This is a genomic window from Nocardiopsis metallicus (assembly GCF_014201115.1).
GTDB lineage: Bacteria > Actinomycetota > Actinomycetes > Streptosporangiales > Streptosporangiaceae > Nocardiopsis > Nocardiopsis metallicus.
The window spans coordinates 6,419,821-6,444,865 of record NZ_JACHDO010000001.1; the positions used below are offsets into that span (position 1 = coordinate 6,419,821).

Here is a 25,045-nt window from a genome sequence, read left to right on the forward strand (position 1 = left end):
TGAGGCCCCCAGAATGCTGCTCGCGATCGACGTCGGTAACTCCGAGACGGTCCTCGGTCTGTTCGAGGCCGACGACCTTCTCGAACACTGGCGGGTGGGAACCGACACCAGGCGCACGGCGGACGAGTGGGCCGTGGTCCTGCGCGGGCTCATCGACGGTAGTTCCCTGAGCAAGCTGACCGAGGTCGAAGGCATCGCGATGTGCTGCTCGGTCCCTTCCGTCCAGCACGAGATGCGGGACATGTTCCGCCGTCACTTCGGTGACCTGCCGGCGGTGATCGTCGAACCCGGCGTGAGGACGGGCGTGCCGATCCGGATGGACAATCCCAAGGAAGTGGGCAGCGACCGGATCATCAACGCGCTGGCCGCCAGCCACCTCTACGGGGGGCCGAGCGTGGTGGTGGACTTCGGCACCGCGACCACCTTCGACGCGGTCAGCGTCAAGGGCGAGTACGTGGGCGGGGCCATCGCCCCGGGCATCGACATCTCGGTGGACGCCCTCTCCCGGCGCGGGGCCCAGCTGCACATGGTGGAGATCGTCAAGCCGCGCGCGGCCATCGCCAAGAACACCACGGAGGCGCTGCGTTCGGGGATTGTCTTCGGTTTCGCCGGCCAGGTGGACGGGATCGTCGACCGCATGGTCGGCGAGCTCACCGACAACCCGGACGACGTCACCGTGGTGGCCACCGGCGGCCTGGCCTCGACGGTGGTGGGCGAGTGCGAGACGGTCGACGTCCACGAGCCCTGGCTCACCCTGATCGGCCTGCGTCTGGTCTTCGAACGCAACACGGGCTGAGGCGGCGCGGGCGCTCCACCTCGACCCGCCTCGCTGCGAGGGCGGTGGGCGGCTGTCGGGAAAGGGGGCGGGTGTGGTCCGGGTGGTGAACGGATCCCTTCGGGCCCCGAAGGGGCCCAACGGCAACGACCCCGGCCTTCGGCCGGTGCCTCCCCCAGCCTGCGCGCAACGCCTGGCCGTGTCGCGGCCGGTCAAGGTGAGCGACGGAACAGCGGCAGCGAAGGCAGCGGATTCCTCACCTCTGCGCGGGTCGGGCCGCGTGTCGCTGCCGCTCACGCGTGTCATCGGACCAGCGGCGGTGAGCTGGGTTCAGCGCTGTGGTGTCGGCTCTGGGCAGGCCAGGATGCCCGTAACCCGCGCCTGGGGTTGTCCGCTGCTTCCGAAACCCCCTCACCCCCGGTGATCTTGCTACCAGGAGCGAAATCGGCGCCGAACTCGCTCCTGGTAGCAAGATCATCCCTGAAAAAGGGGCCGAAACCGGGTCCGGGGACCGGCGGCCGGGAGACCGTGTAACGCGTGCCGCCGGGGGTGCGGGCGCCGGTAGGATCGTGGCCGTGAATGACACGCACGACGACTACGACGACCTGCCCGAACAGATGCGGGTCCGGCGGCAGAAGCTGGACCGTCTCCGGGAGGAGGGCATCGACCCCTTCCCCGTGAACTACCCGCGGACGACGTCGATCGGCCCCGTGCGTGAGAAACACCAGGGCCTGGAGCCCGACACCCACACCGGGGCGAAGGTCGCCATCGCCGGTCGCGTCATGCTCTACCGCTCCGGCGGCAAGCTGTGCTTCGCCACCCTGCGCGACGAGACCGGGGACGTGCAGATCATGCTGTCCCTGGACCAGGTCGGCAAGGAGAGCCTTGACACCTGGAAGGCCGACGTCGACCTCGGCGACCACGTGGGTGTGGAGGGTGAGGTCATCACCTCCCGCCGCGGTGAGCTGTCCATTCTGGTGAGTAGTTGGACGCTGACGGCCAAGTGCCTGCGCCCGCTCCCGGACAAGCACAAGGGGCTGAGCGACCCCGAGGCCCGGGTGCGCCAGCGCTACGTGGACCTCATCGTCAACCCCGAGTCGCAGCAGATGGTGCGCAGCCGTTCGGCCGCCATCCGGGCGATCCGGGAGGGGCTGAGCAACCGCGACTACATCGAGGTCGAGACCCCGATGCTGATGCGCGTGCACGGCGGCGCCACGGCGCGTCCGTTCGTCACGCACATCAACGCCTACGACATGGACCTGTACCTGCGCATCGCCCCCGAGCTGTCGCTCAAGCGGCTGGTCGTGGGCGGCCTGGAGAAGGTCTTCGAGGTCAACCGGAACTTCCGGAACGAGGGTGCGGACTCCACGCACAACCCCGAGTTCACGATGCTGGAGTTCTACCAGGCCTACGCCGACTACAACGACATGGCGGAGGTGACCCGCGAGCTCGTCCAGGAGGCGGCCCGTGCGGTCTTCGGCTCCACCACGATCGAGCGCGACGGCCAGACCTTCGACCTGGGCGGGGAGTGGCCGCGGATCACGCTGTACGGCTCGGTCTCCGAGGCCCTGGGCGCCGAGGTCACCCCGCGCACCCCGATCGAGGACGTCCGCCGCCTTGCCGAGGCCAAGGGCGTCGAGTACAGCCACGAGTGGGGCCCCGGCAAGCTGGTCGAGCACATCTTCGAGGAGCTGGTGGAGCACACGCTCGTCCAGCCCACCTTCGTGTGCGACTTCCCGCTGGAGACGAGCCCTCTCACCCGCCAGCACCGCGAGGACCCGCTGCTCACCGAGAAGTGGGACCTGATCGGTTTCGGCATGGAGCTCGGCACGGGTTTCTCCGAGCTGGTGGACCCGGTCGAGCAGCGCCGCCGCCTGACCGAGCAGTCGCTGATGGCCGCCGAGGGCGACCCCGAGGCGATGCAGCTGGACGAGGACTTCCTGCGCGCGCTGGAGTACGGCATGCCGCCCTCCGGCGGCGTGGGCGTCGGGATCGACCGCCTGCTGATGGCTTTCACCGGCAAGAATATTCGGGAAACTGTGCTTTTCCCGATCGTGAAGCCCTCCGGGGACTAGCCGCCCTCTCTTGGCCCCCGCTTGACGGAAAAGGGGGGGAGGGCGAATCTCGATAGTGGGAAGACCGAAAGGTCGCATTCGGGGCCGTCGCACCTGGCGTGCGGTGGCCCCGAGTCGTACCCGCCCGCCTGCGGGAATGTGGCGAAGGGCACGAGACCTGGCTCACTTGCCGGTCATACGGAACAAAATCCCAGCCAGGGGTGGATGCCCGCGGGGGTGGAGAACAGTTTTTCCCCTGGGAGTTCGGTTACCGCGAGCTCGCTTTTGCTGAAGATTGTTTACGCAGGTCAGCGCGGGCGGGGTATTTCCACACTCGTGACCCTGTGACCCAGTGGACCCATTTGATCACCCATGGTGATTTATGGGGCCTTGACGGTATCATCCACTGCGCCTAGCGTTCTGAGGGCGGGCCTTGGTCCGCGAGTTTGCCGAATTGATCGAGAACAACGGTGAGCAAGGATTCGGGGCCAGGCGAGGTCCTGGAATCCGCCGCGCACGCACCCACGGTGTGGTCTGTCCGTCCCAGACCTCAGCGTCCGGGGTTCGTGTGTCCTCGTGCTCCCCTCCGACTCCCACCCCTGTGCCAGAGGGGTTTCGGGAGAAGGCCGGGGTGGCCGGGACTCACCCGCACCGACAGCCAGTCGGACGCGCTTGACCGTTCGGTGACGAGTTGATGTTCCGCACTCACATGGATGAGGGAGGACGGAGTGGAACAGGCCACACTCGTACGACGTACCGTTGAGGATCAGAACACCCTCTCGCCGCGAGAGCACCGAGAGAACGTGGTTCCCCTTCAGGCTCGGTCGCGTGAGAACACGCTCAACGGCGCCTACACGCCGGTTGAGCTCAGTCATGAGGAGCTGGAGCTGCTCGCCGAGATCGCCACCGGTGTCACCACCGAAGTGGCCGCTCGGCACCTCGAGCTCAGCGCCCGAACCCTGCGCCGACGCATTCGCAACATCTGCGACGTGCTCGGTGTGAACACACCCATCGAGGCGGTCGTGTGGGCCGCGAGGCGCCAGCTGATCTGATGCTCCGATGACCGAGCACCAGTAGGAGGCGCTTCCCGGTGATCGCCGGGAGACACCGCGGGCATACCGGCCCAGGAAGCCGAGCGTCGCCGAGCACCGGATGAAGAGCGTTCCGGGGTGAGGCCGCGTAGGCGTAGTCTGGTCCGGCTATGCCCGTTCGTCATGTCCGGGTCCGTCGCGCCAGGACGCGCGACGTCACCCACATCCGCCGCCTCGTCGACACCTACTCCGTCGACCGGAGAGTGCTCTCCAAGAGCACCGTCAACCTCTACGAGGACATCCAGGAGTTCTGGGTGGCCGAAGCGGAGATGCTGCCCGACGACACACCGGGCGAGCCGCCGCCGGAGGAGGGCGAGCTGAGCGTGGTCGGCTGCGGAGCCCTCCACGTCCTCTGGGAGGACCTCGCGGAGGTGCGCACCGTCGCCGTCGACCCCTCCCTGCGCGGTTTCGGCGTCGGTCACCGAATCGTGACCGAGCTCTTGGACACCGCGCGCGAGTTGGGTGTGCGGCGTGTGTTCTGTCTGACATTCGAGACCGGTTTCTTCGCCAAACACGGCTTTGCCCCGATCCAGGGCACCCCGGTCTCCTTCCGCGTCTACGAGGAACTCCTGCGTTCCTATGACGAGGGAGTGGCCGAATTCCTCGACTTGGAGCGGGTCAAACCCAACACCCTGGGGAACACCCGCATGCTTGTCCACCTCGACGAGAGTCAGCCGGGCTCGGTCGGCTAAAGGATTTGGGCCCCGGATAGGACATCCTTCCCCTTCTGAACGGTTCGCGGCCTCCTCCGGCCGCTGTGGGCGCTTAACTGCACCGGGTGGTATGCGTGTGGAACAAGGCAGGTAATGTGTACCTGCGTCCGCCCGGATCGCCGGTTACCCGGTGAAGTGAGGGTGAGACGTTCAGCATCTCGGATTTTCCGGATGCCGCCAGTGCTCGACCGTCGCACTGCGGGGAGTCTTGCCGCGCGAGGGCGTAACAGCCGACCGGACATTGGTCGCCATCAGGCTTTGCCGGGACGTCTCGGGTACGTCCGGTGTCAAACCGGGGGCAAACGATGTCTATGATGTCTGGTATGCGTTTGCCCGGTCGTGCCGGAGCGCCATCCCCCGGGAGTGTCCCGAACCCTGAGTCGGGTATTTGCTGCAATAAGTAACAACCAGGAAGGGTAGGCCGCTTCGATGGGCGACTTTTTGTCATCGGTGCTTCCCCCCGGACTGATCGACGTATTGTCCGCGCTCATCCCGCCGGTGGTTGTCGGGTCCGTGTTCTGTGCCTTCGTCATCCAGCTGCTCCGCAAGGAGATGGCACCGCGCAGGATGGACGGAAGCCTGGTCAGCGACGATGAGACCGGTGAGTCCGGTGCGGGTGACAAGCGCTCGGCCGAGGTCCAGGAGGCCGGGGCGGCGAATGAGACGCCGATTGCCCGGGACGGGGAACGTAGCGAATCCGAGGGTCGTTAGATACGGTGCCGGACTGAAACCGGCACTGAGTACCCCCGCCCGCGGGGGATACCCGTGTGTGCGGGTCAACTCGCCGCCTCGCGCTGCTCCGGTGACCCCGAATCCTCTCGATCCGGTCTCGGAGGATTTCTGACGCGCCGGGAATTGTCTTTCGCGTTCTCGCGAGATAGCTTTATATTCAGGTGTGGAGACACCGCTCTTCTGAAAGGTTTGATTCCATGGCACAGAAGGTCCAGGTTTTCCTGGTCGACGACCTCGACGGCGGCGAGGCCGAGGAGACGGTGACGTTCGGTCTCGATGGATCGACGTACGAAATCGACCTCAGCGCGGGTAATGCCGCCAAGCTCCGCGAGGCCCTTAGCCCGTTCGTCGAGGCCTCCCGTAAGGCCCCGGCGAAGCAGGTTCGCGGTGCCGCTCGGCGCGGAAGCCGGAATGCTCCCAGCCGTGAGCGCAGTGCGGAGATTCGCGCGTGGGCGAAGGCCGCCGGGAAGCCCGTCAATGAGCGTGGCCGTATCCCCGCTGCCATCGTTGCCGAATATGAGGCCATCAAGGGTTAGGTTTGCCACCGGCCCGGTCGGCCGAAATGTTGTCAGGTCTTGATCGAAATTTCGCCCCAGGCCCTGCTGTTCGCTGTCCCTGACCCCCGCGCCCCGAGGCCCGATCCGGCCCGGACGTCCTATGAGCGAGGGAGTTCGAGCCGTCGGAGAAACCGGATCGCCGGTACCCGTCGGCGACGGACCCCGCCCCGTCGGGACCCGCGCCGCCGAGAGCCCGTGACACCGGGGTGCGGGGGAGTGTGAAGGGACGCGAGCCCCGGCAGGGACGGATCTCGGCCCGGACCCGGGGAAGCGTGCGGCCCGACCCCGGCCCCTCCGCCGGTCGCCGGCGACGGCGACTGTCGCATGCGCCGCACGGTGACCTCCGCGACACCGTCGAGGAGGAGTCCGCGGGGTCGGTAATTTCCGCTTGAAGAACAACACGCCTTCGGCTTGTTCGCTTAGAGCCGATAATCCGGCATACGCACGTGCGGTCCGGGCACTCTCGTGATGGATGGGAGTGTCCGGGCCGTTCGCCTTCGGCGTACAGGGAAATCTGACGCGTCAATTGGTAGTTGGATGTTGGGTGAACGCCCTATCGTCGGGGAAAGTCTCTGGCACGGACGGCTGCGGTCGCCCGTACGGAGACGTCCACCCTGTCGGCAGCCGTCGGCAAGGTGGACGGGTGCGGCAGCGCTCCCCGGGGCGGTTAATCCCTGTGGGGCCTATATGCGGAAGAGTTGGGTCGGTAATGACCGTCCCCGCCTGACCGCTCTGTAGAGGAGCGACGAACATGTTCGAGAGGTTTACCGACCGCGCGCGGCGAGTGGTGGTTCTGGCTCAGGAAGAAGCCAGGATGCTCAACCACAACTACATCGGTACGGAGCACATCCTGCTCGGCCTCATCCACGAGGGTGAGGGTGTCGCCGCCAAGGCTCTGGAGAGTCTTGGTATCAGCCTCGAAGCGGTTCGGCAGCAGGTTGAGGAGATCATCGGTCAGGGCCAGCAGGCGCCGTCGGGGCACATTCCCTTCACCCCGCGCGCCAAGAAGGTCCTTGAGCTGTCGCTGCGCGAGGCGCTTCAGCTCGGCCACAACTACATCGGTACCGAGCACATACTGCTGGGCCTGATCCGCGAGGGCGAGGGCGTCGCCGCCCAGGTCCTCGTGAAGCTCGGAGCGGACCTCAACCGGGTCCGCCAGCAGGTCATCCAGCTGCTGCACGGTTACCAGGGCAAGGAGCCGCAGGCTACCGGTGCCTCCTCCGAGTCCACCCCCTCCACCTCGCTGGTGCTGGACCAGTTCGGCCGCAATCTGACGCAGGCCGCGCGTGAGTCCAAGCTCGACCCGGTCATCGGCCGGGACAAGGAAATCGAGCGCGTCATGCAGGTGCTCTCGCGGCGCACCAAGAACAACCCGGTGCTGATCGGTGAGCCCGGTGTCGGTAAGACCGCGGTCGTCGAGGGCCTGGCCCAGAAGATCGTCAAGGGTGAGATCCCGGAGACGCTCAAGGACAAGCAGCTCTACACGCTCGACCTGGGCGCCCTGGTCGCGGGCAGCCGCTACCGCGGTGACTTCGAGGAGCGCCTCAAGAAGGTGCTCAAGGAGATCCGCACCCGCGGTGACATCATCCTCTTCATCGACGAGCTGCACACGCTGGTCGGAGCGGGGGCGGCGGAAGGTGCCATAGACGCCGCCTCCATCCTGAAGCCTATGCTGGCCCGGGGTGAGCTCCAGACCATCGGTGCGACCACGCTCGACGAGTACCGCAAGTACCTGGAGAAGGACGCGGCCCTCGAGCGCCGCTTCCAGCCGATCCAGGTGGACGAGCCGACGATCACGCACGCCATCGAGATCCTCAAGGGCCTGCGCGACCGTTACGAGGCCCACCACCGGGTCTCGATCACCGACAGTGCCCTCGTGGCCGCCGCGCAGCTGGCCGACCGCTACATCAGCGACCGGTTCCTGCCGGACAAGGCGATCGACCTCATCGACGAGGCCGGTTCCCGGATGCGCATCCGCCGGATGACCGCTCCGCCGGACCTGCGCGAGTTCGACGAGAAGATCGCCGGTGTGCGCCGCGACAAGGAATCGGCCATCGACGAGCAGGACTTCGAGAAGGCCGCGTCCCTGCGTGACGACGAGAAGCAGCTGCTCAACAAGAAGGCGCAGCGGGAGAAGGAGTGGAAGGCCGGCGACATGGATGTCGTGGCCGAGGTCGACGAGGAGCTCATCGCCGAGGTCCTGGCCGCCTCCACCGGCATCCCGGTCTTCAAGCTGACCGAGGAGGAGAGCTCGCGCCTGCTGCGCATGGAGGACGAGCTGCACCGCCGGGTCATCGGCCAGGAGGACGCCATCAAGGCGCTCTCCCAGGCGATCCGCCGTACCCGCGCCGGTCTGAAGGACCCCAAGCGCCCCGGTGGTTCGTTCATCTTCGCCGGTCCGTCCGGTGTGGGTAAGACCGAGCTGTCCAAGACCCTGGCCGAGTTCCTGTTCGGGGACGAGGACGCGCTGATCCAGCTCGACATGTCCGAGTTCATGGAGAAGCACACGGTCTCGCGGCTGTTCGGTTCGCCTCCCGGCTACGTCGGCTACGAAGAGGGCGGCCAGCTCACCGAGAAGGTGCGCCGCAAGCCGTTCTCCGTGGTCCTGTTCGACGAGATCGAGAAGGCCCACAACGACATCTTCAACTCTCTGCTCCAGGTGCTGGAGGAGGGCCGTCTCACCGACGCCCAGGGTCGCATCGTCGACTTCAAGAACACGGTCATCATCATGACGACCAACCTGGGTACGCGGGACATCTCCAAGGGCCAGGCCATGGGCTTCGCCAAGGAGGACGACGCCAACACCAACTACGAGCGGATGAAGGCGAAGGTCAGCGAGGAGCTCAAGACCAACTTCCGGCCGGAGTTCCTCAACCGTGTGGACGACATCATCGTCTTCCACCAGCTGACCGAGAAGGAGATCTTCCAGATCGTGGATCTGATGGTCACGAGCCTGGACAGCCGCCTCAAGGAGCGGGACATGGGCATCGAGCTCCGTCCCAAGGCGAAGAAGATCCTGTCCGAGCGCGGGTTCGACCCCGTCCTGGGCGCGCGGCCGCTGCGTCGCACGATCCAGCGGGAGATCGAGGACCAGCTGTCCGAGAAGATCCTGTTCGGCGACCTCAAGGCGGGTCAGATCGTCGTGATCGACGCCGAGGGCGAGGGCACGGACGCCAAGTTCACCTTCAAGGGTGTGCCGAAGCCCGCCGCGGTTCCGGACACCCCCGAGGTGGAGTCCGCCACCAAGAGTGAGTAAGCGGTAGCACCGCCGGTCGGTTCCGCGTCGGCAGCTGTCTGAGGACGGGGGCATCCCTGTAGAGGGGTGCCCCCGTCGGCGTTGGCGGGGCGCGCGGGCAGGGGCGGAAACGCTAGGGTGCGGTCCGTGGCCTATCCAAACGATCCCCGCCAGGGCGGCGCTCAGCCGCCGCAGGGGCCTGCGCCCGGCCCTCCGCCCCCTCACGGCCCTCCGGGGGCGCACCAAGCGCCTCAGGGGCCCGCGCACGGCCAGGGGCCTGCGCCCGGCCCCGGCTACCCTGCGCCCGGCCCCGGCTACCCTGCGCCCGGTCATCCGGCGCAGGGCCCGCCGCCCGGCTACCCACCGCAGGGCCCGCCGCCCGGCTACCCACCGCAGGGGCCCCCTCCCGGATACCCGCCCCAGGGGTACCCCGGCGGTCCTCCTCCGCCGAAACGCGGCGCCTCGCCGTGGCTGATCGCCGGCGGGATCGCGCTCGCGCTGGTCCTGGCGGGCGGTGCGGTCTTCGGCGGAGTGTGGCTGTACGGCGGGGCGGTCGGCTCCGCCTCCGGAGGCGGAGCCGGGGAGAGGGCCATCGAGGGCGTGGAGACCTTCGAGGTCCTGGACTACTCACACGTGGAGATCGGGGAGAGGGTCGACTACGACCAGTACCCGCCGGCGGGTGGCCAGCACTACCCGACGTGGCAGAACTGCGGCGTCTACGACGCACCCGTCACGCCGGAGCTGGCCGTTCACTCCCAGGAGCACGGCGCGGTCTGGATCACCTACGACCCGGACCTGCCCGACTCCGACGTCCAGACGCTGACCGGCTTCCACACGCCCGGTTCCTACGTGATCGTCAGCCCGATGGAGGGCCTGCCCTCGGCCGTGGTGGCCTCGGGTTGGGGCGTCCAGCTCCAGCTGGACGAGGCCGACGACCCGCGGTTGGGCGAGTTCCTGCGTGAGTACGAGCAGAGCCCGAACGTGCCCGAACCCGGTGCCGCGTGCAGCGGTGCGGTCGACCAGACCCAGGAAGAGGTCGAGGCCGCGCTCTCCGACGAGACCGACGCCCGGAGGAACTGAGCGCCCGCCCTACCCCGGCAGGGCGTACCGGCCGTCGTCCAGGGGGTCGACCAGGCCGTCTGAGACCAGGGCGTCCAGAGCCCGTTCGCGCTGGACGCGGTCGTCCCAGACCGCGTCCAGCGCGTCCTTGGCCACCGGGTCGGGCGAGTCGCGCAGAACGGCGAGGAGCCTGCCGCGCACCTGCCGGTCGGTGCCCGCGTAGGTCTGCCCGCGCCGGGGCGGCCCGTCATGGGCGGGTTTGCCCGCGAGCTTCCAGGCGCACTGCCCGGCGATGGGGCAGTCCGCGCAGCGCGGGGAGCGTGCGGTGCAGACCAGGGCCCCCAGCTCCATCACGGCCACGGCCCAGCGGGCCGCCACCGAGGCCGTCGGCGGCAGTAGCGACTCGGCCAGGGCGGTCTCCGCCTTGGTCTGGGTTTTCGGCGGGTACTCGATCCCGGTTTCGGCCCGAGCCAGGACGCGGCGCACGTTGGTGTCCAGAACCGCGTGCCGCTGGCCGTAGGCGAAGCTCGCCACGGCGGCCGCGGTGTAGGCGCCGATCCCGGGGAGCGAGAGCAGGGTCGCGTGGTCGTCGGGGACCTGGCCGTCGTGTTCCTCGGTGATGGCCACGGCGCAGGCGTGCAGACGCAGGGCCCGGCGCGGGTAGCCGAGCCGGTTCCACATGCGGACCGCCTCACCCGAGGGCTCCTTGGCCAGGTGCGCGGGGGTGGGCCAACGCTCCATCCAGGCCTCCCAGGCGGGGAGAACCCGCACGACGGGGGTCTGCTGGAGCATGATCTCGCTGACCAGGACGGACCAGGGGGAGGCGTCCGGGGTACGCCAGGGAAGGTCTCGGGCGTTGGACTCGTACCACGCCAGAACCGGTGTGCTGTAAGGGTTATCGCTCATCTTTAACGGTAAATCGGCGGGTTGAGTAGGTGAGTGGCGTGCAAAACCGCAATACTACGGCCCATGGCGTCAAGTACCGGACAACCAGCACCTGTCAGCCGCGAGACCTACTGGAAACGACGGGCCTTCGTGCTGGCTGGCGTAATGCTGGTGTTCGCGCTGGTCGCGCTCGTTTTCCGGAACACCGGGGACGAAGCCGAACCGTCGGGCTCCTCCGAGGCGAGTGTCGATAGCCCCGAAGCCTCTCCCAGTGTGCCAGTCGACGAGCCCTCCGACCCCGAAACCGGGGAAGACGACGAGGAACCGTCCGCCTCACCCTCACCCTCCCCTTCGGAGGATGAGGACAGCGCGGACGACGAGGACGGAGAGGGCGGCTCCGACAGCGGCTCGGCCGGGGCCCCCGAACCCGAGCGCCCCGAGGACCCGTGCCGCCCCCAGGACGTGGTCGTCACCTTCGACTTCGCGGAGAGCGACCGCGAGGTGTACGGCGGCGGCACCAGCCCCGAGTTCAAGGTGACCGTGGTCAACACCGCCGATCAGACCTGCACCGTGGACGTGGGCCCCGAAGCGTTCGAGCTGCGGATCGAGTCCGGCCAGGACCGCGTCTACTCCACCGCGGACTGCGTGGAGGGCAACGCCCAGGAAGAGCGCCAGCTCAAACGGGGCACCCCGCACGACTTCACGATCACCTGGGATCTGGACCGCTCCTTCACCGACTGCCGGGCCAGCAGCGCCAAGGCCCAGCCCGGCTGGTACAAGGCCAACCTGCACGGCGACCACGTGGGCAGCGTCGACCAGCTCGTCTTCCAGCTCAAGGCCTGAGTCCGAGGTGTCAACGCCAGTGAACCCCGCCCGGCTCCGGGCGGGGTTCTTGTCTGTTCACGGAGCGGATTACCGGAGTCCCATGACATCTGGTCATTGACTGCTTACTATTCGTGGTGCATCCGATTCCGTCACCCTGGGAGATTCCAGTGATACGCACCGCCACCGTTCTCGCCTGTGCCGCCTTCGCGCTCGCCATGGCCGCGCCCGTGCACGCGGAGCCCGCCGGGCCGGACGTGTACACCCTGCAGGTCTTCGGTGGCGTCGAGGAGCGGGGTGACACCGCCATCAGCTGGCACCGTGCCACGACCCTGACGTGCGACCCGGCCGGGGGCGGACACGCCAAGGCCGAGGAGGCCTGCGACCTCATCGCCGAGCACGGGGGGATCGCCGGCGTGACCTCGGCCGGGGACGGCTTCTGCACGATGGAGTACCGGCCGGTCACCGTCCGGGTCACCGGGGCCGAGGAGTACGAGGAGACCTTCGGCAACCAGTGCGTCATGAACAGCACCAAGGGCGCGATCTTCGACTTCTAGGTTCAGGCGCCCCGGGGCCGTCAGTCCTCGGCGGCCTCGCTCCTGGAGCCCCGGCGCCGGCGGTTCCTGACCCAGGTGAGGGCCTCGCTCAGCTCCTCCACCTCGTGGACGCGGATGCCCTTGACCGGGTCGCCGAAGTGCTTGGGTACGACCGCCTCGGTGAAGCCCAGGCGCTGCGCCTCGGCGACCCGGCGCCGCACGCCGTTCACGCTGCGCACGTCACCGGCCAGGCCGACCTCGCCGATCGCGATGAACCCCGCGGGCAGCGGGACGTCGTTGTTGGAGCTGGCCGCGGCCATGGCCAGGGCCAGGTCCACGGAGGGTTCGCCCAGCTTCACTCCGCCCACGGTCGAGGCGTACACGTCCATGTTGGCCAGCTTCATGCCGGTGCGCTTCTCCAGTACCGCCAGGATCATGTTCACCCGTGAGGTGTCCAGGCCCGAGGTGGCGCGGCGGGGCGCGGGCAGCGGGGTGGGCGCGACCAGGGCCTGTACCTCGGTGATCAGGGGGCGCCGCCCCTCCAGGGTGACGGTCACGCAGGTGCCCGGCACCGGGTCGGTGCGTTCGGTGAGAAAGAGGCCGCTGGGGTCGGGCAGTCCGAAGATGCCCTTCTCGGTGAGCTCGAAGACGCCGATCTCGTCGGTGGGCCCGTAGCGGTTCTTGACCGCGCGCAGCAGGCGCAGCTGGGAGTGGCGTTCGCCCTCGAAGTGCAGGACGACGTCCACCAGGTGCTCCAACAGGCGGGGTCCGGCGATCGAGCCGTCCTTGGTGACGTGGCCGACCAGCACGGTCGCGATGCCGCGTTCCTTGGCGATCTGGATGAGCGCTCCGGTGACCTGCCGGATCTGGGTGACACCGCCGGGTACGCCGGTGGTCTCGGGGGAGACCATGGTCTGCACCGAGTCCACGATCAGTAGCTGGGGCGCGACCGCGTCCACGTGGCTGGCGAGGGTGGCCACCGAGGTCTCGGCGGCCAGGTAGAGCTGCTCGGAGAGGGCGTTGAGGCGTTCGGCGCGCAGGCGCACCTGTCCGGCCGACTCCTCGCCGGTCACGTAGAGGACGTTGGCCTTGGCGGCGCGCATCGCGGCGACCTCCAGGAGCAGGGTCGACTTGCCCACGCCGGGCTCACCGGCGAGCAGGACCACGCCTCCGGGGACGGCTCCGCCGCCCAGGACCCGGTCGAGTTCGTCCACGCCGGTGGGCACGGCCTCGGCGCTCTCCACGCTGATCTCGGTGATGGGGCGGGCCCGGGAGGTCACCGGGGCGGCCGTGACGACCGAGGGGGCGGGGGCTCCGGACTCCTCGACGGTGCCCCATGCCTGGCACTCGCCGCAGCGCCCCACCCATTTGAGGGTGGTCCATCCGCACTCGGCGCACCGGAACGTGGTCTTCGCTGCTTTCGCCATGGTCGACACGCTAACGGCTCCCGGTGACAGGTCCCGCTGTCACCGGAGGGGCCGCTGGGGACACATGAAAGTTACCTACGGGTTAGCTCCTTCGTTTCGTAAGTCATGTTAGAGAGTGTGTGGGGAGAGTCACCCTCTTCCCAAGGTCCGAACACTCCGAAGCCCCCGCTCCTTGGAGAGAGGAAACCCCTCGTGTTCCGTACACACCGATCCCCCGCCGTCCCCCACGCCCCGGGAGGGGCCGGCGGCCTGCGCCGACTCGCCCGGATCACCGCCCCGCTGACCCTCGTGGCCCTGGGCCTCTCGCTGGTCACCGCCACCGCCCCCGCCCCCGCCGCCGCGGACGAGGCCGAGGCGGCCGCGTTCGAGCACTACGTCGCCATCGGTGACTCCTTCGTCGCCGGGCCCATGGTCAGAGCCCAGATGCCGCTGCTCGGATGCATGCAGTCCTCGGTCAACTACCCCAAGCGCCTCGCCGAGGAGCTGGGGATCACCGAGATCACCGACGTCAGCTGCTCGGGCGCGCGGATGACCCACCTCTACGAGGCCCAGTTCAGTGACACCCCGCCGCAGCTGGACGTGCTCCGGCCGGAGACCGACCTGGTCACGGTGGGCATCGCGGGCAACGACTTCGGTTTCTCCGAGGTCCTCGTCGAGTGCGCGAAGCGGAGCCTGACCAACCCGCTGGGCAGCCCGTGCGCCGACCACTACGGGGACGAGCTGGACCAGCGGATCGACGGGCTGCGGGGTGAGGTCTCCGGGGTCTACGCGGACATCGCCGAGCGCAGCCCGAACGCCACGGTCCTCAGCGTCGGCTACCTCCAGATCCTGCCGGAGAGCCGCGGCTGCTGGCCGAGCACACCGATCTCCCGCGGCGACGTCCCGTTCCTGGACCAGGCGCAGACCGCGCTCAACGCGATGCTCAAGGAGGAGGCTGAGGCCCAGGGCGCGGTCTTCGTGGACACCCTCGAGCGCGGCCACGACGTCTGCCAGGGTTCGGACACCCGCTGGGTCGAGGGGCTGATTCCGGAAGACGGGGCGCCCGTGCACCCGAACAACCTCGGCATGGCGGCGACGACCGACTTCGTCCGCTCCGCCCTGGGTGTCCCGCAGCCCTGATATGTAGGGTCCTCTTGTCAAGAGAACAGCCCTGACCAGCGGTGATGGCCATGACCCCGCCGCCACCGTAGGTGTCCTGCCCTGTTTTCGGATCATTCCGCGCCCGTCGCCCGCCACCACCCTCAACGGACGCCTTCGGCGCGGTATCTCGCGGAACCACCAGGCTGTCTCTCGCTGCGCCGCCGATCCCGGCTGGCACGGGCTCGGACAGCCAGACCCGGGCGAGCCCCTGCTGTGCGATGCTGCCGGACCTGCTCAGCACCGCACAGTAGGGGCGACGGCCGCTCGTGTCGATGTCGGCTCCGCCGACACGAGCGAAAGCATCCAGAAGAACAGGTCCTGGCCGAAGTACCCGGTCGGCTCGTAGCCGACGGTCACGGGCCTCGGCGGCGGACGGTGGATTGATGGTTCACTGGCCGTTTTGTCCGCCGAGGTCAAGCAGGCTTTACCAACTTTCGGCATCGATAAGACTACGGAGAGTGACAATTCGTGGTGTCTGTGTGACCAATGGTGGTGTGTTGGCGGTCAGGAGATCCGCGTCACAGTGGCGTGGGCGGCCCCGACGGACCATGTAGGGAGAACCACGTCATGCGACTACCGCGACACCACGAGCAAACGCGGGCCTGCCGTTCCACCACGAACCCGGTGCGGCAGGCCGCACCCGCTCAGTCGCGCCGCCGTACGCCACGCGCGCTCGCCGTCGCCGTACTCGCGGCCGCGGCGCTGGCAGCCGGGGGGACCCCGGCCCTGGCCCAGTCGGCACCGAGTTTGCAGGCAGTACAGAGCGCCCCGGGCGCCGAGCGCATCCACCAGGCCCTCTCCTCCAGCACCGTCGAGAAGGCCATCAGCGCAGCGGAGTCCCAGAAGGGCAAGCCCTACGCCTGGGGCGGCACCGGTCCGAACTCCTTCGACTGCTCCGGGCTGGTGCAGTACTCCTTCAAGCAGGCCGGGGTGAGCCTGCCCCGTATCGCCCATGACCAGGTGAACTCCGGGACCCGGGTCAGCTACGCCAACGCCAAGAGGGGCGACATCCTCTACTGGACCGACAGCGGCGGCTACGCCTACCACGTGGCCATCTACCTCGGCGGAGGCCGCATGATCGACGCCCCGCGCTCCGGGCGCAGCATCGCCGAGCGGGACGTGACCCGCTACAACCTCGCGGGCGCCGTCCGGATCTGAGTCCGCCGACCGCGTGACCGTGCACCGTTACGCGCCACATTCCTTTCGACGGCCGCTTCCCCCAGGTAACCCGGGGGAGCGGCCGTCCCCCCTGTCACAGGGGCCCGCGGAGCCGACCGGAAGGGGGCAAGCGCCACGCCGCGTTCACCCGGGCGGACGTCCCGAAACGCCGTGGAGCGCATAGTCTGGGTCACGTGAGCCCTATCCAGGTCCCAGACGCGCCCGTGGTCCTCTCGTCGGCGTCGGTCTACCCGGAGAAGACCCCGGCCGCCTTCGAGATCGCCGCGAAGCTGGGGTACGACGGCGTTGAGGTCCTCGTCTCCTCCGACCCGGCCAGCCAGGACATCGAACTCCTCCGGCGCCTCTCCGACTACCACCAGATGCCCGTCACCGCCGTCCACTCGCCCTGTCTCGTGCTGACCCAGCGAGTGTGGGGCCGTGAGCCCTGGGGCAAGCTCGTCCGCTCCAAGGAGATGGCTGAGGCGCTGGGCGCCAAGGCGATCGTGGTGCACCCGGCCTTCCGCTGGCAGCGCGAGTACGCCCGCGACTTCGAGAACGGCGTCGCCCGCATGCAGGAGGAGACCGACGTGGTCTTCGCCGTCGAGAACATGTACCCGGTGCGGGTGCGCGACCGCGAGGTCGTCCCCTACGCGCCGAGCTGGAACCCGCTCGACCGGGACTACCCGGACGTCACCCTCGACCTCTCGCACACCGCCATGTCCGGCTCCGACGCGATGGACATGGCCAAGCGGCTGGGCAACCGCCTCTCCCACGTGCACGTCGCCGACGGTTTCGGCGGCCAGAACCTCGACGAACACCTCATCCCCGGCCGCGGCAGCCAGCCCGTCGCCGAACTGCTCGAACACCTCGCGGGCAGCGGCTACGAGGGGCAGCTGGTTCTGGAGGTGAGCACCCGCAAGGCCGCCGACCGCCAGGCGCGCATGCGCGAACTCGCCGAGGCGCTGGCGTTCACCCGGCTGCACTTCGCGCAGGGCCCGCCCGCCTCCGAACCCCGGCTGGGCCGCCGCGAGCGCATTGCCCTGCTGCGCAGGCGCCCCCAGGACCCGCCCCGGCGCTTCTCGGTGGACCCCAAGGGATCGGTGGACCCCAAGGGGCCGGTCGACGACGAGGGGTCGGTCGACCAGGGCTGACGGTCCGGGCCCGGACCCGGGCCCGGATCCGCCGCCGACTGTCCGCCGAGTGAGACAACCGGTCCGTCCGGCAGGTCCGAGACGGCTAGCGTGGAGGGGACTCGCAGAGAGGACCCCTTTTCATGATCGCGATCATCGGTGCAGGAAAGATGGGCGAGGCACTGCTCGCCGGGCTACTGGCCAAGGGCCACGCTCCGGAGGGCGTGCTCGTCACCGAGCCGCGTGCGGAACACGCGGCGGAGCTGCGCGGCCGCTACGGGGTCGAGACGGTCCCGGCGGCGGACGCCGCCAAGCGCGCGGACACTCTGCTGCTGGCCCTCAAGCCGCAGGACATGCTCGCCCTGCTGGACGACATCGCCCCGCACCTGTCCCGGGGCCACCTGGTCATCTCGGTGGCCGCCGGGCTGACCACGGTCGTCCTGGAGAGCCACCTGCCCTCCGGGGTGCCGGTCGTGCGGGCGATGCCCAACACCCCGGCGCTCATGGGCCAGGGGATGACCGCCGTCTCCGGCGGCGCGCACACCGAGGCCGCGCACCTGGACCGCGCAGAGGAGCTCCTGGGCACGGTGGGCGAGGTGCTGCGGGTCGGCGAACAGCACATGGACACGGTCACCGCCATCTCCGGCAGCGGACCGGCCTACTTCTACTTCATCGCCGAGACCATGATCGAGGCCGGTGTCGCGATGGGTATGCCCCGTGTCACAGCACAGCGGCTGGTCGGGCAGACGATCACCGGCGCCGCGGCCATGCTCGACGGGTCGGGGGAGCACCCGGTGGTGCTGCGCGAGGCCGTCACCTCGCCGGGCGGGACCACCGCCGCAGCCCTGCGCGAGCTGGAACGACACGGGGTGCGGACCGCCTTCACGGACGCCATCGAGGCGGCCCGGGACCGGAGTCGGGCGCTCTCCGAGAGTTGACCCGCGGGCTGTGTGACGCATCTCACACACCCAATTCCCGTTCCGGTTGGTCAGGGGCCCCGGGCGGAGCGTCATACCCGGTGAATAAAGTCGGGATAAGAGGGGTGTGCCCCTCTTTACCCTTCCGCTGTGTACGTTTTCCCCTCTTCACTGATTCCGGGGCCCCATGACAAATCCTCAACCCCCTTCGGACCCGTCCAACTTCCCCGGCCAGCCCGGATCCGCGACGCCTCCTCCTGCTCCGAGCGGCCCGCAGAATCCCGTTGGGGGTTCTCCCACAGGAGGCAACCCGGTCGCGCAGAACCCCTCCGGCGGACAGCCGCCGTTCGGTCCGCCCTCCGGTGGCCAACCACCCCTCGGTCCGCCACCGGGAGGACCGCCACCCGGTAACCCCGGAGGGCCGCCCCACGGTGGTCCCGGTGGCCCGCCCCCCGGTGGTCCCGGTGGCCCGCCCCCCGGCGGTCCCGGTGGCCCCGGCCAGTTCAGCGGGCCTCCGCCCGGCGGTACCCCGTCGGGTGGAAACCCGCCCTTCGGCCCGCCGCCCCCCGGCGGTATGCCCCCCGGTGGAATGCCGCCCGGCGGCATGCCCCCCGGCGGTCCGCCGCCTCCCGGTGGCCCCGGTGGCCCCGGCCAGTTCAGCGGCCCGCCGCCGCCCCTGCCCCCGCTCGGCCTCTTCAAGTCCAAGGTGGGGCGGCGCGCCGCGCTGCTGAACCTGTCCGGTGTCGGCGCGGGCTTCTTCCACCTGCGCAGCTGGGTGTTCTTCGGGATCAACCTGGCCGGCACCATCGGACTGCTGGTCGCCGCCGCCATCATGGACGCGGCCGACAACCTGCTCACCTGGGCCCCGGTCCTGCTGGCCTGGGTCCTGCTCACCGTCGTCGTCGGCCTCTTCGTGGGCCGCCAGCACGAACGCCGCCAGATGTCACGGGGCGAACAGCCCGTGGTCAAGGGCAAGCCGGTCGTTCTCGCGGCCTGTCTCGTCGTGGTCATGATCCTCTCGCTCGTCGGCGTGTGGCAGACCGGCGAGTGGCGTCTGCGGGTCGCCGACGCCGCGCACGCCCGGGGCGACTGCGACACCGCGATCGACGTCTACGGGCAGGTCGAGAGCGGCTTCCAGCTCTCCATGTCGCCGTCGCTGATGAACAAGGCCCGCGCCGGCAGCGAGGCCTGCCACCTGCTGGACCGCGCCCAGCGCGACGTGGCCAGTGAGAGCTACGACCACGCGATCGACTCTTACATCGAGTACTTCGAGCACGACGCCTCCCGCTGGGAGGACACCGACGGCAGCGTCGCCGAGATCCACTTCAACTACGCCGGTCAGCTCGCCACCGAGGCGGAGCAGCTCTACAGCAGCGCCGCGACCGACGAGGAGTTCGAGGAGGCCAGGGAGGCCTATCGCCAGGCCCAGGAGACCTACTCCTTCGTGGCCGAGGACTTCTCCGACACCCCGTCCGCCTCGGACGTGCCCACCGCGCTGACCGAGCTCTACGACGAGACCACCGCTGACTACGCCGGCGAGAACTGGTGTGCGGCCTTCGACCAGATCGGGATCTTCGACGACCTCGACTGGGACGCCGCCCCCGGGGTCGCCGAGCGCATCGAGGAGGAACGCCCGGACTCGGCCCTCAACTGCGGTTGGGCCCAGATCGACTCCGGTGACCTCGAGGACGCGGAGGAGACCGTCGCCTACCTCGAGGCCAACTACCCCGACTACGACGTCGACGGCATCGAGGAGCTGGAGCGGTACGTCGGCGCCGCGTACATCGAACGGGAGATGGACCAGGCGACCCTGATCGCCAGCAACGACATCGAAGGGTCTCCCTACGAGACCGGTGGCGGTGACAAGGTCTCCATCCAGTACGTCAACTACACCGACGACGAGATGCGCTTCCTCTACCTGGGACCGGACGGGGCGCACGGCGAGGTCACCATCGATCCCTGCGACGACTGCGACACCTCCGCCCCGCCCAGCAGCACGTCCTGCCTGGACGACCCCAACGCCATGGACCTGGAGCTGGACCCGGGCAAGTACCGGGTGCTGATCGGCTCGACCGGCGGCAGCATCTTCGACCGCCCCCTGGAGGGGGAAGTCGACATGAAGGCCGGTGACGTCTACGCGGACTGCATCTACATCAGTTCGGACTGATCCGCCCCTTTCCGGCAGCGCCGCCCCAGCGGCACCTGCTGACCGAGGCACGGGCCCCGGCGCGAGGAACCCTCTGCGCCGGGGCCCGCTCTCTTGCCCGCGGGGGCGGGACCCACCCCCGGAGTTCTGTCCGGGGTCCGGCTTTGCGTACTGTGTGCTTCGGAGCACGCACACCTGAAACGGGGGTCACCACATGGGAGGGCGCACGTCCTGCTCGCTTCGGGTGGCATGGGACGACGGACTCACCGCCTACGACTTCGGGCCGCAGCACCCGATGGCGCCGATCCGGGTCGAGCTGACCATGGCGCTCAGCCGTGAACTCGGCGTCTTCGACGGGCCGGGGGCCGGCCTCCTGGATGTGGAGCCCGCCTCCGACGAACTCCTCTCCCTGGTGCACGACCCCGCCTACATCAAGGCGGTCAAACGGGCCGGGCGGACCCTGGAGCCCGACGACGCCCACATGCTCGGGACCCTGGACAACCCCGTGTTCCGCGACATGCACGAGGCCTCTGCCCTGATCTCCGGCGCCTCGGTGGCCGCCGCGAAGGCCGTGTGGACCGGGCAGAGCGCGCACGCCGCCAACATCGCGGGCGGCCTCCACCACGCCATGCACGGCAACGCGTGGGGCTTCTGCGTCTACAACGACCCGGCGCTGGCCATCGCCTGGCTCCTGGAACAGGGCGCCAAGCGCGTCGCCTACGTCGACATCGACGTCCACCACGGCGACGGCGTCCAGAACGCCTTCTACGACGACCCCCGGGTGCTGACCATCAGCCTCCACGAGTCACCGGTGACCCTGTTCCCCGGTACCGGGCACGCCTCGGAGGTCGGCGGCCCGAAGGCGGAGGGGTACGCGGTCAACGTCGCCCTGCCGGCCGGGACCGGCGACACCGGCTGGCACCGCGCCTTCGACGCGGTCGTCCCGCCGCTGCTGCACGAGTTCCAGCCCGAGATCCTGGTGACCCAGCAGGGCTGCGACACCCACGCCCTCGATCCCCTGGCCAACCTCACGCTCAGCGTGGACGGCCAGCGCCGGGCCTACGAGGAGCTGCACAAGCTGGCGCGCAAGACCGCGGGCGGGCGCTGGCTGCTGTTCGGGGGCGGCGGCTACGGCCTCGTCCACGTGGTGCCCCGGGCCTGGACCCACCTGCTGGCCGAGGCCGCGGGCGCGCCCATCGACCCGGACCGCGAGACCCCGCAGGGGTGGCGCGACTTCGTGCGTCAGCGCACCGGCGAGCTGGCCCCGCTCTACATGACCGACGGCCGCGGGGTCTCCTTCACCCCGTTCGAGCAGGGCTACGACCCCGGCGACCCGGTCGACAGGGCCATCCACGCCACCCGAACCGCCGTCTTTCCCAGCCACGGGATCGACCCCACCCTCTAGCCCGGCCCTTCCTTCTCCGCATCACGCCGCTCTGATCACACCCTGGTGAAATCTCCTCGATTGCCGCGTGGCGCGCGTTCAGCGGGTAGGAAGGGGGTGAATACCGGGCGAACAGGAGCCTACGTCGTGGTGGTCGCGCGGCGTTTCGCATGCTCGCCGCGCAGACGAGGAAGGGGAACGCAGGTGACGCCGCCGACACGCGCTGAACTCATCACCTATCTGGTTCGCACGGGGATCGCGGGGCACGTGGACACCCCACGGCAGAACAACCTGCGTCACTACCGGAGGCTCGTGCAGAAGGACCCGTACCACCAGTTCGGGCTGACCTTCTCCCACGACTGGACCGTCTCCGAGGTCCTCGCCCTGATGAACAAGCGCTGCGGTGTGGTGGGCGACGAGGAGTACGTCTGGGGGATCGACACGATCGACCCCGACCGGACCATCGACGCCCTGGAGGCCCTCGCCGACCGGCTGGCGCTGGCGGCCGATCGCCGGGAGAGCGTCATGTTCGCCACCGGCCACCCCCGCAACCTCCGGGAGACCTACCAAGCCTGGAAGGACGCCCTGGTCCGACGCGGCTGCACGGTCGTCACCGCGGCCGGCGGCTACTCCTACGAGGTGACCACGGAACGGCCCCCCAACCGCCGGATCGTGGTGTGGAAGGGCGACGTCGCCCTGGTGACGGACGGGCACCTTCCCCGGCACAGCCACCACCCCTTCGCCATGCGGGCGATTCTCGGCGAGCTCTCCGGGCGGGGCGAGCCATGGCCGCAGTTGGTCATCGCCGACCACGGATACGCGGGTGCGGCGGGGGAGGCGGGGGTTCCCACGGTGGGCTTCGCCGACTGCAACGACCCCGCGCTGTTCCTCGCCGAACACGAGGGGAAACTACTGGTCACGGTGCCTTTGGACGATGGTTATCTGCCGGAGGACTACGCCCCGCTGCGCGATTACGTTCTGGCCAGAGCGGGCCTTCTTTGAGCAGGGCCGACCATTTATACCCACCGTTAAACCTCATCTGACCCGTAGTCAACGCACAGCCCCGAAGACGGCACAAACGACCTTCCGCAGAAGGGAACTCGGCTCTACTCTGAAAACGGACGTGTCAGCAGTGACAGCATGACACGCTGGCGTGTCGGTGGGACGAGTGCAGGTTTTCCGGGGTCGCTCGACCACCGCCCGGCACGCCAGGGCTGAAGGGTAGACAAATGCTCACGTCCGGGAATGAGGGCGTCGGAAGATGAACGGGAGCAAGCCGCCTCTCGAAGAGGTCAGGTTCCTGACCGTGGCGGAGGTCGCCACGATCATGCGTGTGTCCAAGATGACCGTTTACCGAATGGTGCACTCGGGAGTTCTCCCCGCGATTCGTGTGGGGCGTTCCTACCGGGTCCCCGAACGTGCCGTGCACGACTACCTCCGCGAGGCTTTCGTCGAGGCTGGTTGACGGCCAGGCCGGACCAGGGTGCGAGGCGACACGCCATGTGCCCGGTCCGCTGACAACCCGGGGGGCGATGATTCCCCAGCATCGCCCCCACCGGGAAACCCTCACCTCGCCAAGCGTCACCCCGTGAACGGGACCTCATGCTCTTGTGCCGGGTCGACGGAGGGGGCTCCAGGGCATCTACTACACTTTGTCGTTGTTGTAGTCCGCCCTGTTCACACCCGGTTCGCGAGGTCCCCTTGATGCCCTGTACCAGCACAGGTACGCGACGCCGCCGTGCCGTGCCGCGCCTGTCGGCCGCACTGGCCGCCGTCCTCGCCCTGTCGGCCTGCGCCGGGGGCACCGAGATCCAGACCGGCGGCGAAGAGGACCGGTTCATCTCCGGCGACGGCAGCGCCACCGTCTTCGAGGCGGGGGAGCGCGACGCCGCCCCGGCGACCACCGGGACCACCTTCGACGGTGACGAGCTCTCCCTGAGTGACTACGAGGGCGAGATCCTCGTGCTCAACGTGTGGGCCAGCTGGTGCGGACCCTGCCGGGCCGAGCAGCCCGTCCTGGACGAGGTGCACGCCGAGTACGGCGACTTCGGTGTGGACTTCCTCGGCGTGAACATCAAGGACAACGAGACCGCCGCGATCGCCTACACGAACAGCAAGGGCGTGCTCTACCCGAGCCTGTACGACCAGCCCGGCGAGATCCCGCAGGCCTTCCGGGGCACGGTGCCGCCGCGCGCGATCCCCAGCACCCTGGTCATCGACCCGGACGGCAACATCGCCGCCCGGGTCATCGGCCCCACCACCTACGGGCAGCTCACCGGCCTCCTCGACCCGCTGGTAGTGGAGTTCGACTTCGGTGACCCCGAGGAGCGCCCCCGAGTCTCCGAGAAGGAGGGCTACGGCGAGGACGCCGAGGATTCGGATGACGCCGACGCTGACGACTCGGGCGATTCCGGTGACGCCTACGCGGACGGGGACGACGACTGATGGATCCTATCGGCGCCACCGTCCTGACCGGTTCCCTCCTGCTCGCCGCGCCCCTGGCCCTGGCCGCCGGCCTGGTCTCCTTCCTCTCCCCGTGCGTGCTCCCCCTGGTGCCCGGCTACCTGTCCTACGTCTCCGGCATGAGCGGCTCCCACGTGCGTGAGTGTCAGGCCGAGGCGGCCAAGAGCCAAGGCGGAGAAGGCGGTGCGTCCACCGGCGCGGCCACCAGCACGGTCGCCGACATCGACGCCGAACTCGCCCAGCGCCGCTGGACGATGGTCACCGGCAGCATCCTGTTCATCGCCGGGTTCAGCCTCGTGTTCATCGCGGTGGGCGGGTTCATCGGCTGGCTCGGCGACGTCCTCATGGACTACACCGACCCCATCACCCGGGTGCTCGGTGCGCTCACGATCGTCCTCGGTCTGGCCTTCATGGGCCTCATGCCGGGGTTCGGCCGCGAGTTCCGCTTCCACCGGCTACCCCGTGCCGGACTGGCCGGGGCGCCCCTGCTCGGTGTGCTGTTCGGCCTGGGCTGGACCCCGTGCATCGGACCGACCCTGGCCGCGGTTCAGACGCTCGCCTTCATCGAGGGCGGCGCGGGCCGGGGTATGCTCCTGTCCCTCATCTACTGCGTCGGGCTGGGCCTGCCGTTCATCGTCGCCTCGCTGCTGTACCGGCGGTCGCTGAACGCGTTCGGGTGGCTCAAGCGCCACACCCGGACCGTCACGGTGATCGGCGGCGTCATGCTCGTCCTGGTCGGCCTGACCATGGTCACCGGCCTGTGGACGCAGATGACCATCGCCATGCAGGGCTGGGCCGCCAACTTCACGACGGTGATCTGA

22 protein-coding genes are annotated in these 25,045 nt (G+C 69.0%); 20 read left to right on the forward strand and 2 right to left on the reverse strand.

Features of this window, described 5'->3' with window-relative positions; all coding sequences use genetic code 11:
• The first annotated feature begins 13 nt into the window (after positions 1 to 13).
• From HNR07_RS28275 to HNR07_RS35740, 8 genes are all read left to right on the forward strand, one after another.
• Entirely contained in the window at positions 14 to 796 is a 783-nt protein-coding gene (locus HNR07_RS28275) for a type III pantothenate kinase (protein ID WP_184368379.1), read from the forward strand.
• A gap of 554 nt (positions 797 to 1,350) precedes the next feature.
• Positions 1,351 to 2,850 (forward strand): bifunctional lysylphosphatidylglycerol synthetase/lysine--tRNA ligase LysX, encoded by a 1,500-nt coding sequence (gene lysX / locus HNR07_RS28280; RefSeq protein ID WP_184368382.1) that lies wholly within the window; start codon positions 1,351 to 1,353, stop codon positions 2,848 to 2,850.
• Between the two features lie 707 nt (positions 2,851 to 3,557).
• On the forward strand, positions 3,558 to 3,881 hold the full coding sequence (locus HNR07_RS28285; protein ID WP_017578778.1) for a LuxR C-terminal-related transcriptional regulator: 324 nt from the start codon (positions 3,558 to 3,560) through the stop codon (positions 3,879 to 3,881).
• A 149-nt stretch (positions 3,882 to 4,030) separates the two neighbouring features.
• The gene (locus tag HNR07_RS28290) at positions 4,031 to 4,612 is read left to right on the forward strand and encodes an amino-acid N-acetyltransferase (protein ID WP_184368385.1); all 582 of its coding nucleotides are present in this window, start codon (positions 4,031 to 4,033) and stop codon (positions 4,610 to 4,612) included.
• A 450-nt stretch (positions 4,613 to 5,062) separates the two neighbouring features.
• Complete coding sequence (locus HNR07_RS28295) at positions 5,063 to 5,344, forward strand: hypothetical protein (RefSeq protein WP_184368387.1); 282 nt, start codon at positions 5,063 to 5,065, stop codon at positions 5,342 to 5,344.
• A gap of 218 nt (positions 5,345 to 5,562) precedes the next feature.
• Complete coding sequence (locus HNR07_RS28300) at positions 5,563 to 5,901, forward strand: histone-like nucleoid-structuring protein Lsr2 (RefSeq protein WP_017578775.1); 339 nt, start codon at positions 5,563 to 5,565, stop codon at positions 5,899 to 5,901.
• Positions 5,902 to 6,673: 772 nt separating this feature from the next.
• The gene (locus HNR07_RS28305) at positions 6,674 to 9,178 is read left to right on the forward strand and encodes an ATP-dependent Clp protease ATP-binding subunit (protein ID WP_184368390.1); all 2,505 of its coding nucleotides are present in this window, start codon (positions 6,674 to 6,676) and stop codon (positions 9,176 to 9,178) included.
• A gap of 126 nt (positions 9,179 to 9,304) precedes the next feature.
• Entirely contained in the window at positions 9,305 to 10,237 is a 933-nt protein-coding gene (locus tag HNR07_RS35740; protein WP_312893999.1) for a DUF3105 domain-containing protein, read from the forward strand.
• Between the two features lie 9 nt (positions 10,238 to 10,246).
• Here HNR07_RS35740 and HNR07_RS28315 read toward each other — a convergent pair whose 3' ends face one another.
• Positions 10,247 to 11,122 carry an A/G-specific adenine glycosylase gene (locus tag HNR07_RS28315; protein WP_184368393.1) on the reverse strand — a complete coding sequence of 292 codons (876 nt, stop codon included), beginning with the start codon at positions 11,120 to 11,122 and terminating at the stop codon, positions 10,247 to 10,249.
• Between the two features lie 144 nt (positions 11,123 to 11,266).
• Between HNR07_RS28315 and HNR07_RS28320 the strand changes: the two genes are divergently transcribed.
• Together HNR07_RS28320 and HNR07_RS28325 are read left to right on the forward strand one after the other, a co-directional pair.
• A complete protein-coding gene (locus HNR07_RS28320; protein ID WP_184372818.1) occupies positions 11,267 to 11,944 on the forward strand; it encodes a hypothetical protein in 678 nt (225 codons plus the stop codon).
• A 149-nt stretch (positions 11,945 to 12,093) separates the two neighbouring features.
• Positions 12,094 to 12,480 carry an SSI family serine proteinase inhibitor gene (locus HNR07_RS28325; protein ID WP_184368396.1) on the forward strand — a complete coding sequence of 129 codons (387 nt, stop codon included), beginning with the start codon at positions 12,094 to 12,096 and terminating at the stop codon, positions 12,478 to 12,480.
• Positions 12,481 to 12,500: 20 nt separating this feature from the next.
• Here HNR07_RS28325 and radA read toward each other — a convergent pair whose 3' ends face one another.
• Positions 12,501 to 13,886, reverse strand: coding sequence for a DNA repair protein RadA (gene radA, locus HNR07_RS28330; RefSeq protein WP_184368399.1), 1,386 nt, complete (start codon positions 13,884 to 13,886; stop codon positions 12,501 to 12,503).
• A 192-nt stretch (positions 13,887 to 14,078) separates the two neighbouring features.
• On the opposite strand from radA, the gene HNR07_RS28335 reads away from it, so the two are divergent.
• From HNR07_RS28335 to HNR07_RS28380, 10 genes are all read left to right on the forward strand, one after another.
• Entirely contained in the window at positions 14,079 to 15,005 is a 927-nt protein-coding gene (locus tag HNR07_RS28335; protein WP_184368401.1) for an SGNH/GDSL hydrolase family protein, read from the forward strand.
• A gap of 588 nt (positions 15,006 to 15,593) precedes the next feature.
• Positions 15,594 to 16,184 (forward strand): C40 family peptidase, encoded by a 591-nt coding sequence (locus HNR07_RS28340; protein WP_184368404.1) that lies wholly within the window; start codon positions 15,594 to 15,596, stop codon positions 16,182 to 16,184.
• Positions 16,185 to 16,378: 194 nt separating this feature from the next.
• On the forward strand, positions 16,379 to 17,335 hold the full coding sequence (locus HNR07_RS28345) for a sugar phosphate isomerase/epimerase family protein (RefSeq protein WP_184368407.1): 957 nt from the start codon (positions 16,379 to 16,381) through the stop codon (positions 17,333 to 17,335).
• Positions 17,336 to 17,457: 122 nt separating this feature from the next.
• The gene (gene proC / locus HNR07_RS28350) at positions 17,458 to 18,252 is read left to right on the forward strand and encodes a pyrroline-5-carboxylate reductase (RefSeq protein ID WP_184368410.1); all 795 of its coding nucleotides are present in this window, start codon (positions 17,458 to 17,460) and stop codon (positions 18,250 to 18,252) included.
• Between the two features lie 583 nt (positions 18,253 to 18,835).
• A complete protein-coding gene (locus HNR07_RS28355) occupies positions 18,836 to 20,398 on the forward strand; it encodes a DUF1109 domain-containing protein (RefSeq protein WP_221319947.1) in 1,563 nt (520 codons plus the stop codon).
• Positions 20,399 to 20,621: 223 nt separating this feature from the next.
• Positions 20,622 to 21,782 carry an acetoin utilization protein AcuC gene (locus HNR07_RS28360; protein WP_184372823.1) on the forward strand — a complete coding sequence of 387 codons (1,161 nt, stop codon included), beginning with the start codon at positions 20,622 to 20,624 and terminating at the stop codon, positions 21,780 to 21,782.
• Between the two features lie 183 nt (positions 21,783 to 21,965).
• Positions 21,966 to 22,763 (forward strand): phosphatase, encoded by a 798-nt coding sequence (locus tag HNR07_RS28365; RefSeq protein ID WP_184368413.1) that lies wholly within the window; start codon positions 21,966 to 21,968, stop codon positions 22,761 to 22,763.
• Positions 22,764 to 23,022: 259 nt separating this feature from the next.
• Positions 23,023 to 23,226 (forward strand): helix-turn-helix domain-containing protein, encoded by a 204-nt coding sequence (locus HNR07_RS28370; RefSeq protein WP_013155995.1) that lies wholly within the window; start codon positions 23,023 to 23,025, stop codon positions 23,224 to 23,226.
• A 239-nt stretch (positions 23,227 to 23,465) separates the two neighbouring features.
• Positions 23,466 to 24,206 carry a TlpA family protein disulfide reductase gene (locus HNR07_RS28375; RefSeq protein ID WP_221318966.1) on the forward strand — a complete coding sequence of 247 codons (741 nt, stop codon included), beginning with the start codon at positions 23,466 to 23,468 and terminating at the stop codon, positions 24,204 to 24,206.
• Positions 24,206 to 25,045: a cytochrome c biogenesis CcdA family protein gene (locus tag HNR07_RS28380; RefSeq protein ID WP_184368416.1), complete on the forward strand. Its 840-nt coding sequence runs from the start codon at positions 24,206 to 24,208 to the stop codon at positions 25,043 to 25,045. The genes HNR07_RS28375 and HNR07_RS28380 overlap by 1 nt, the downstream gene beginning before the upstream one ends.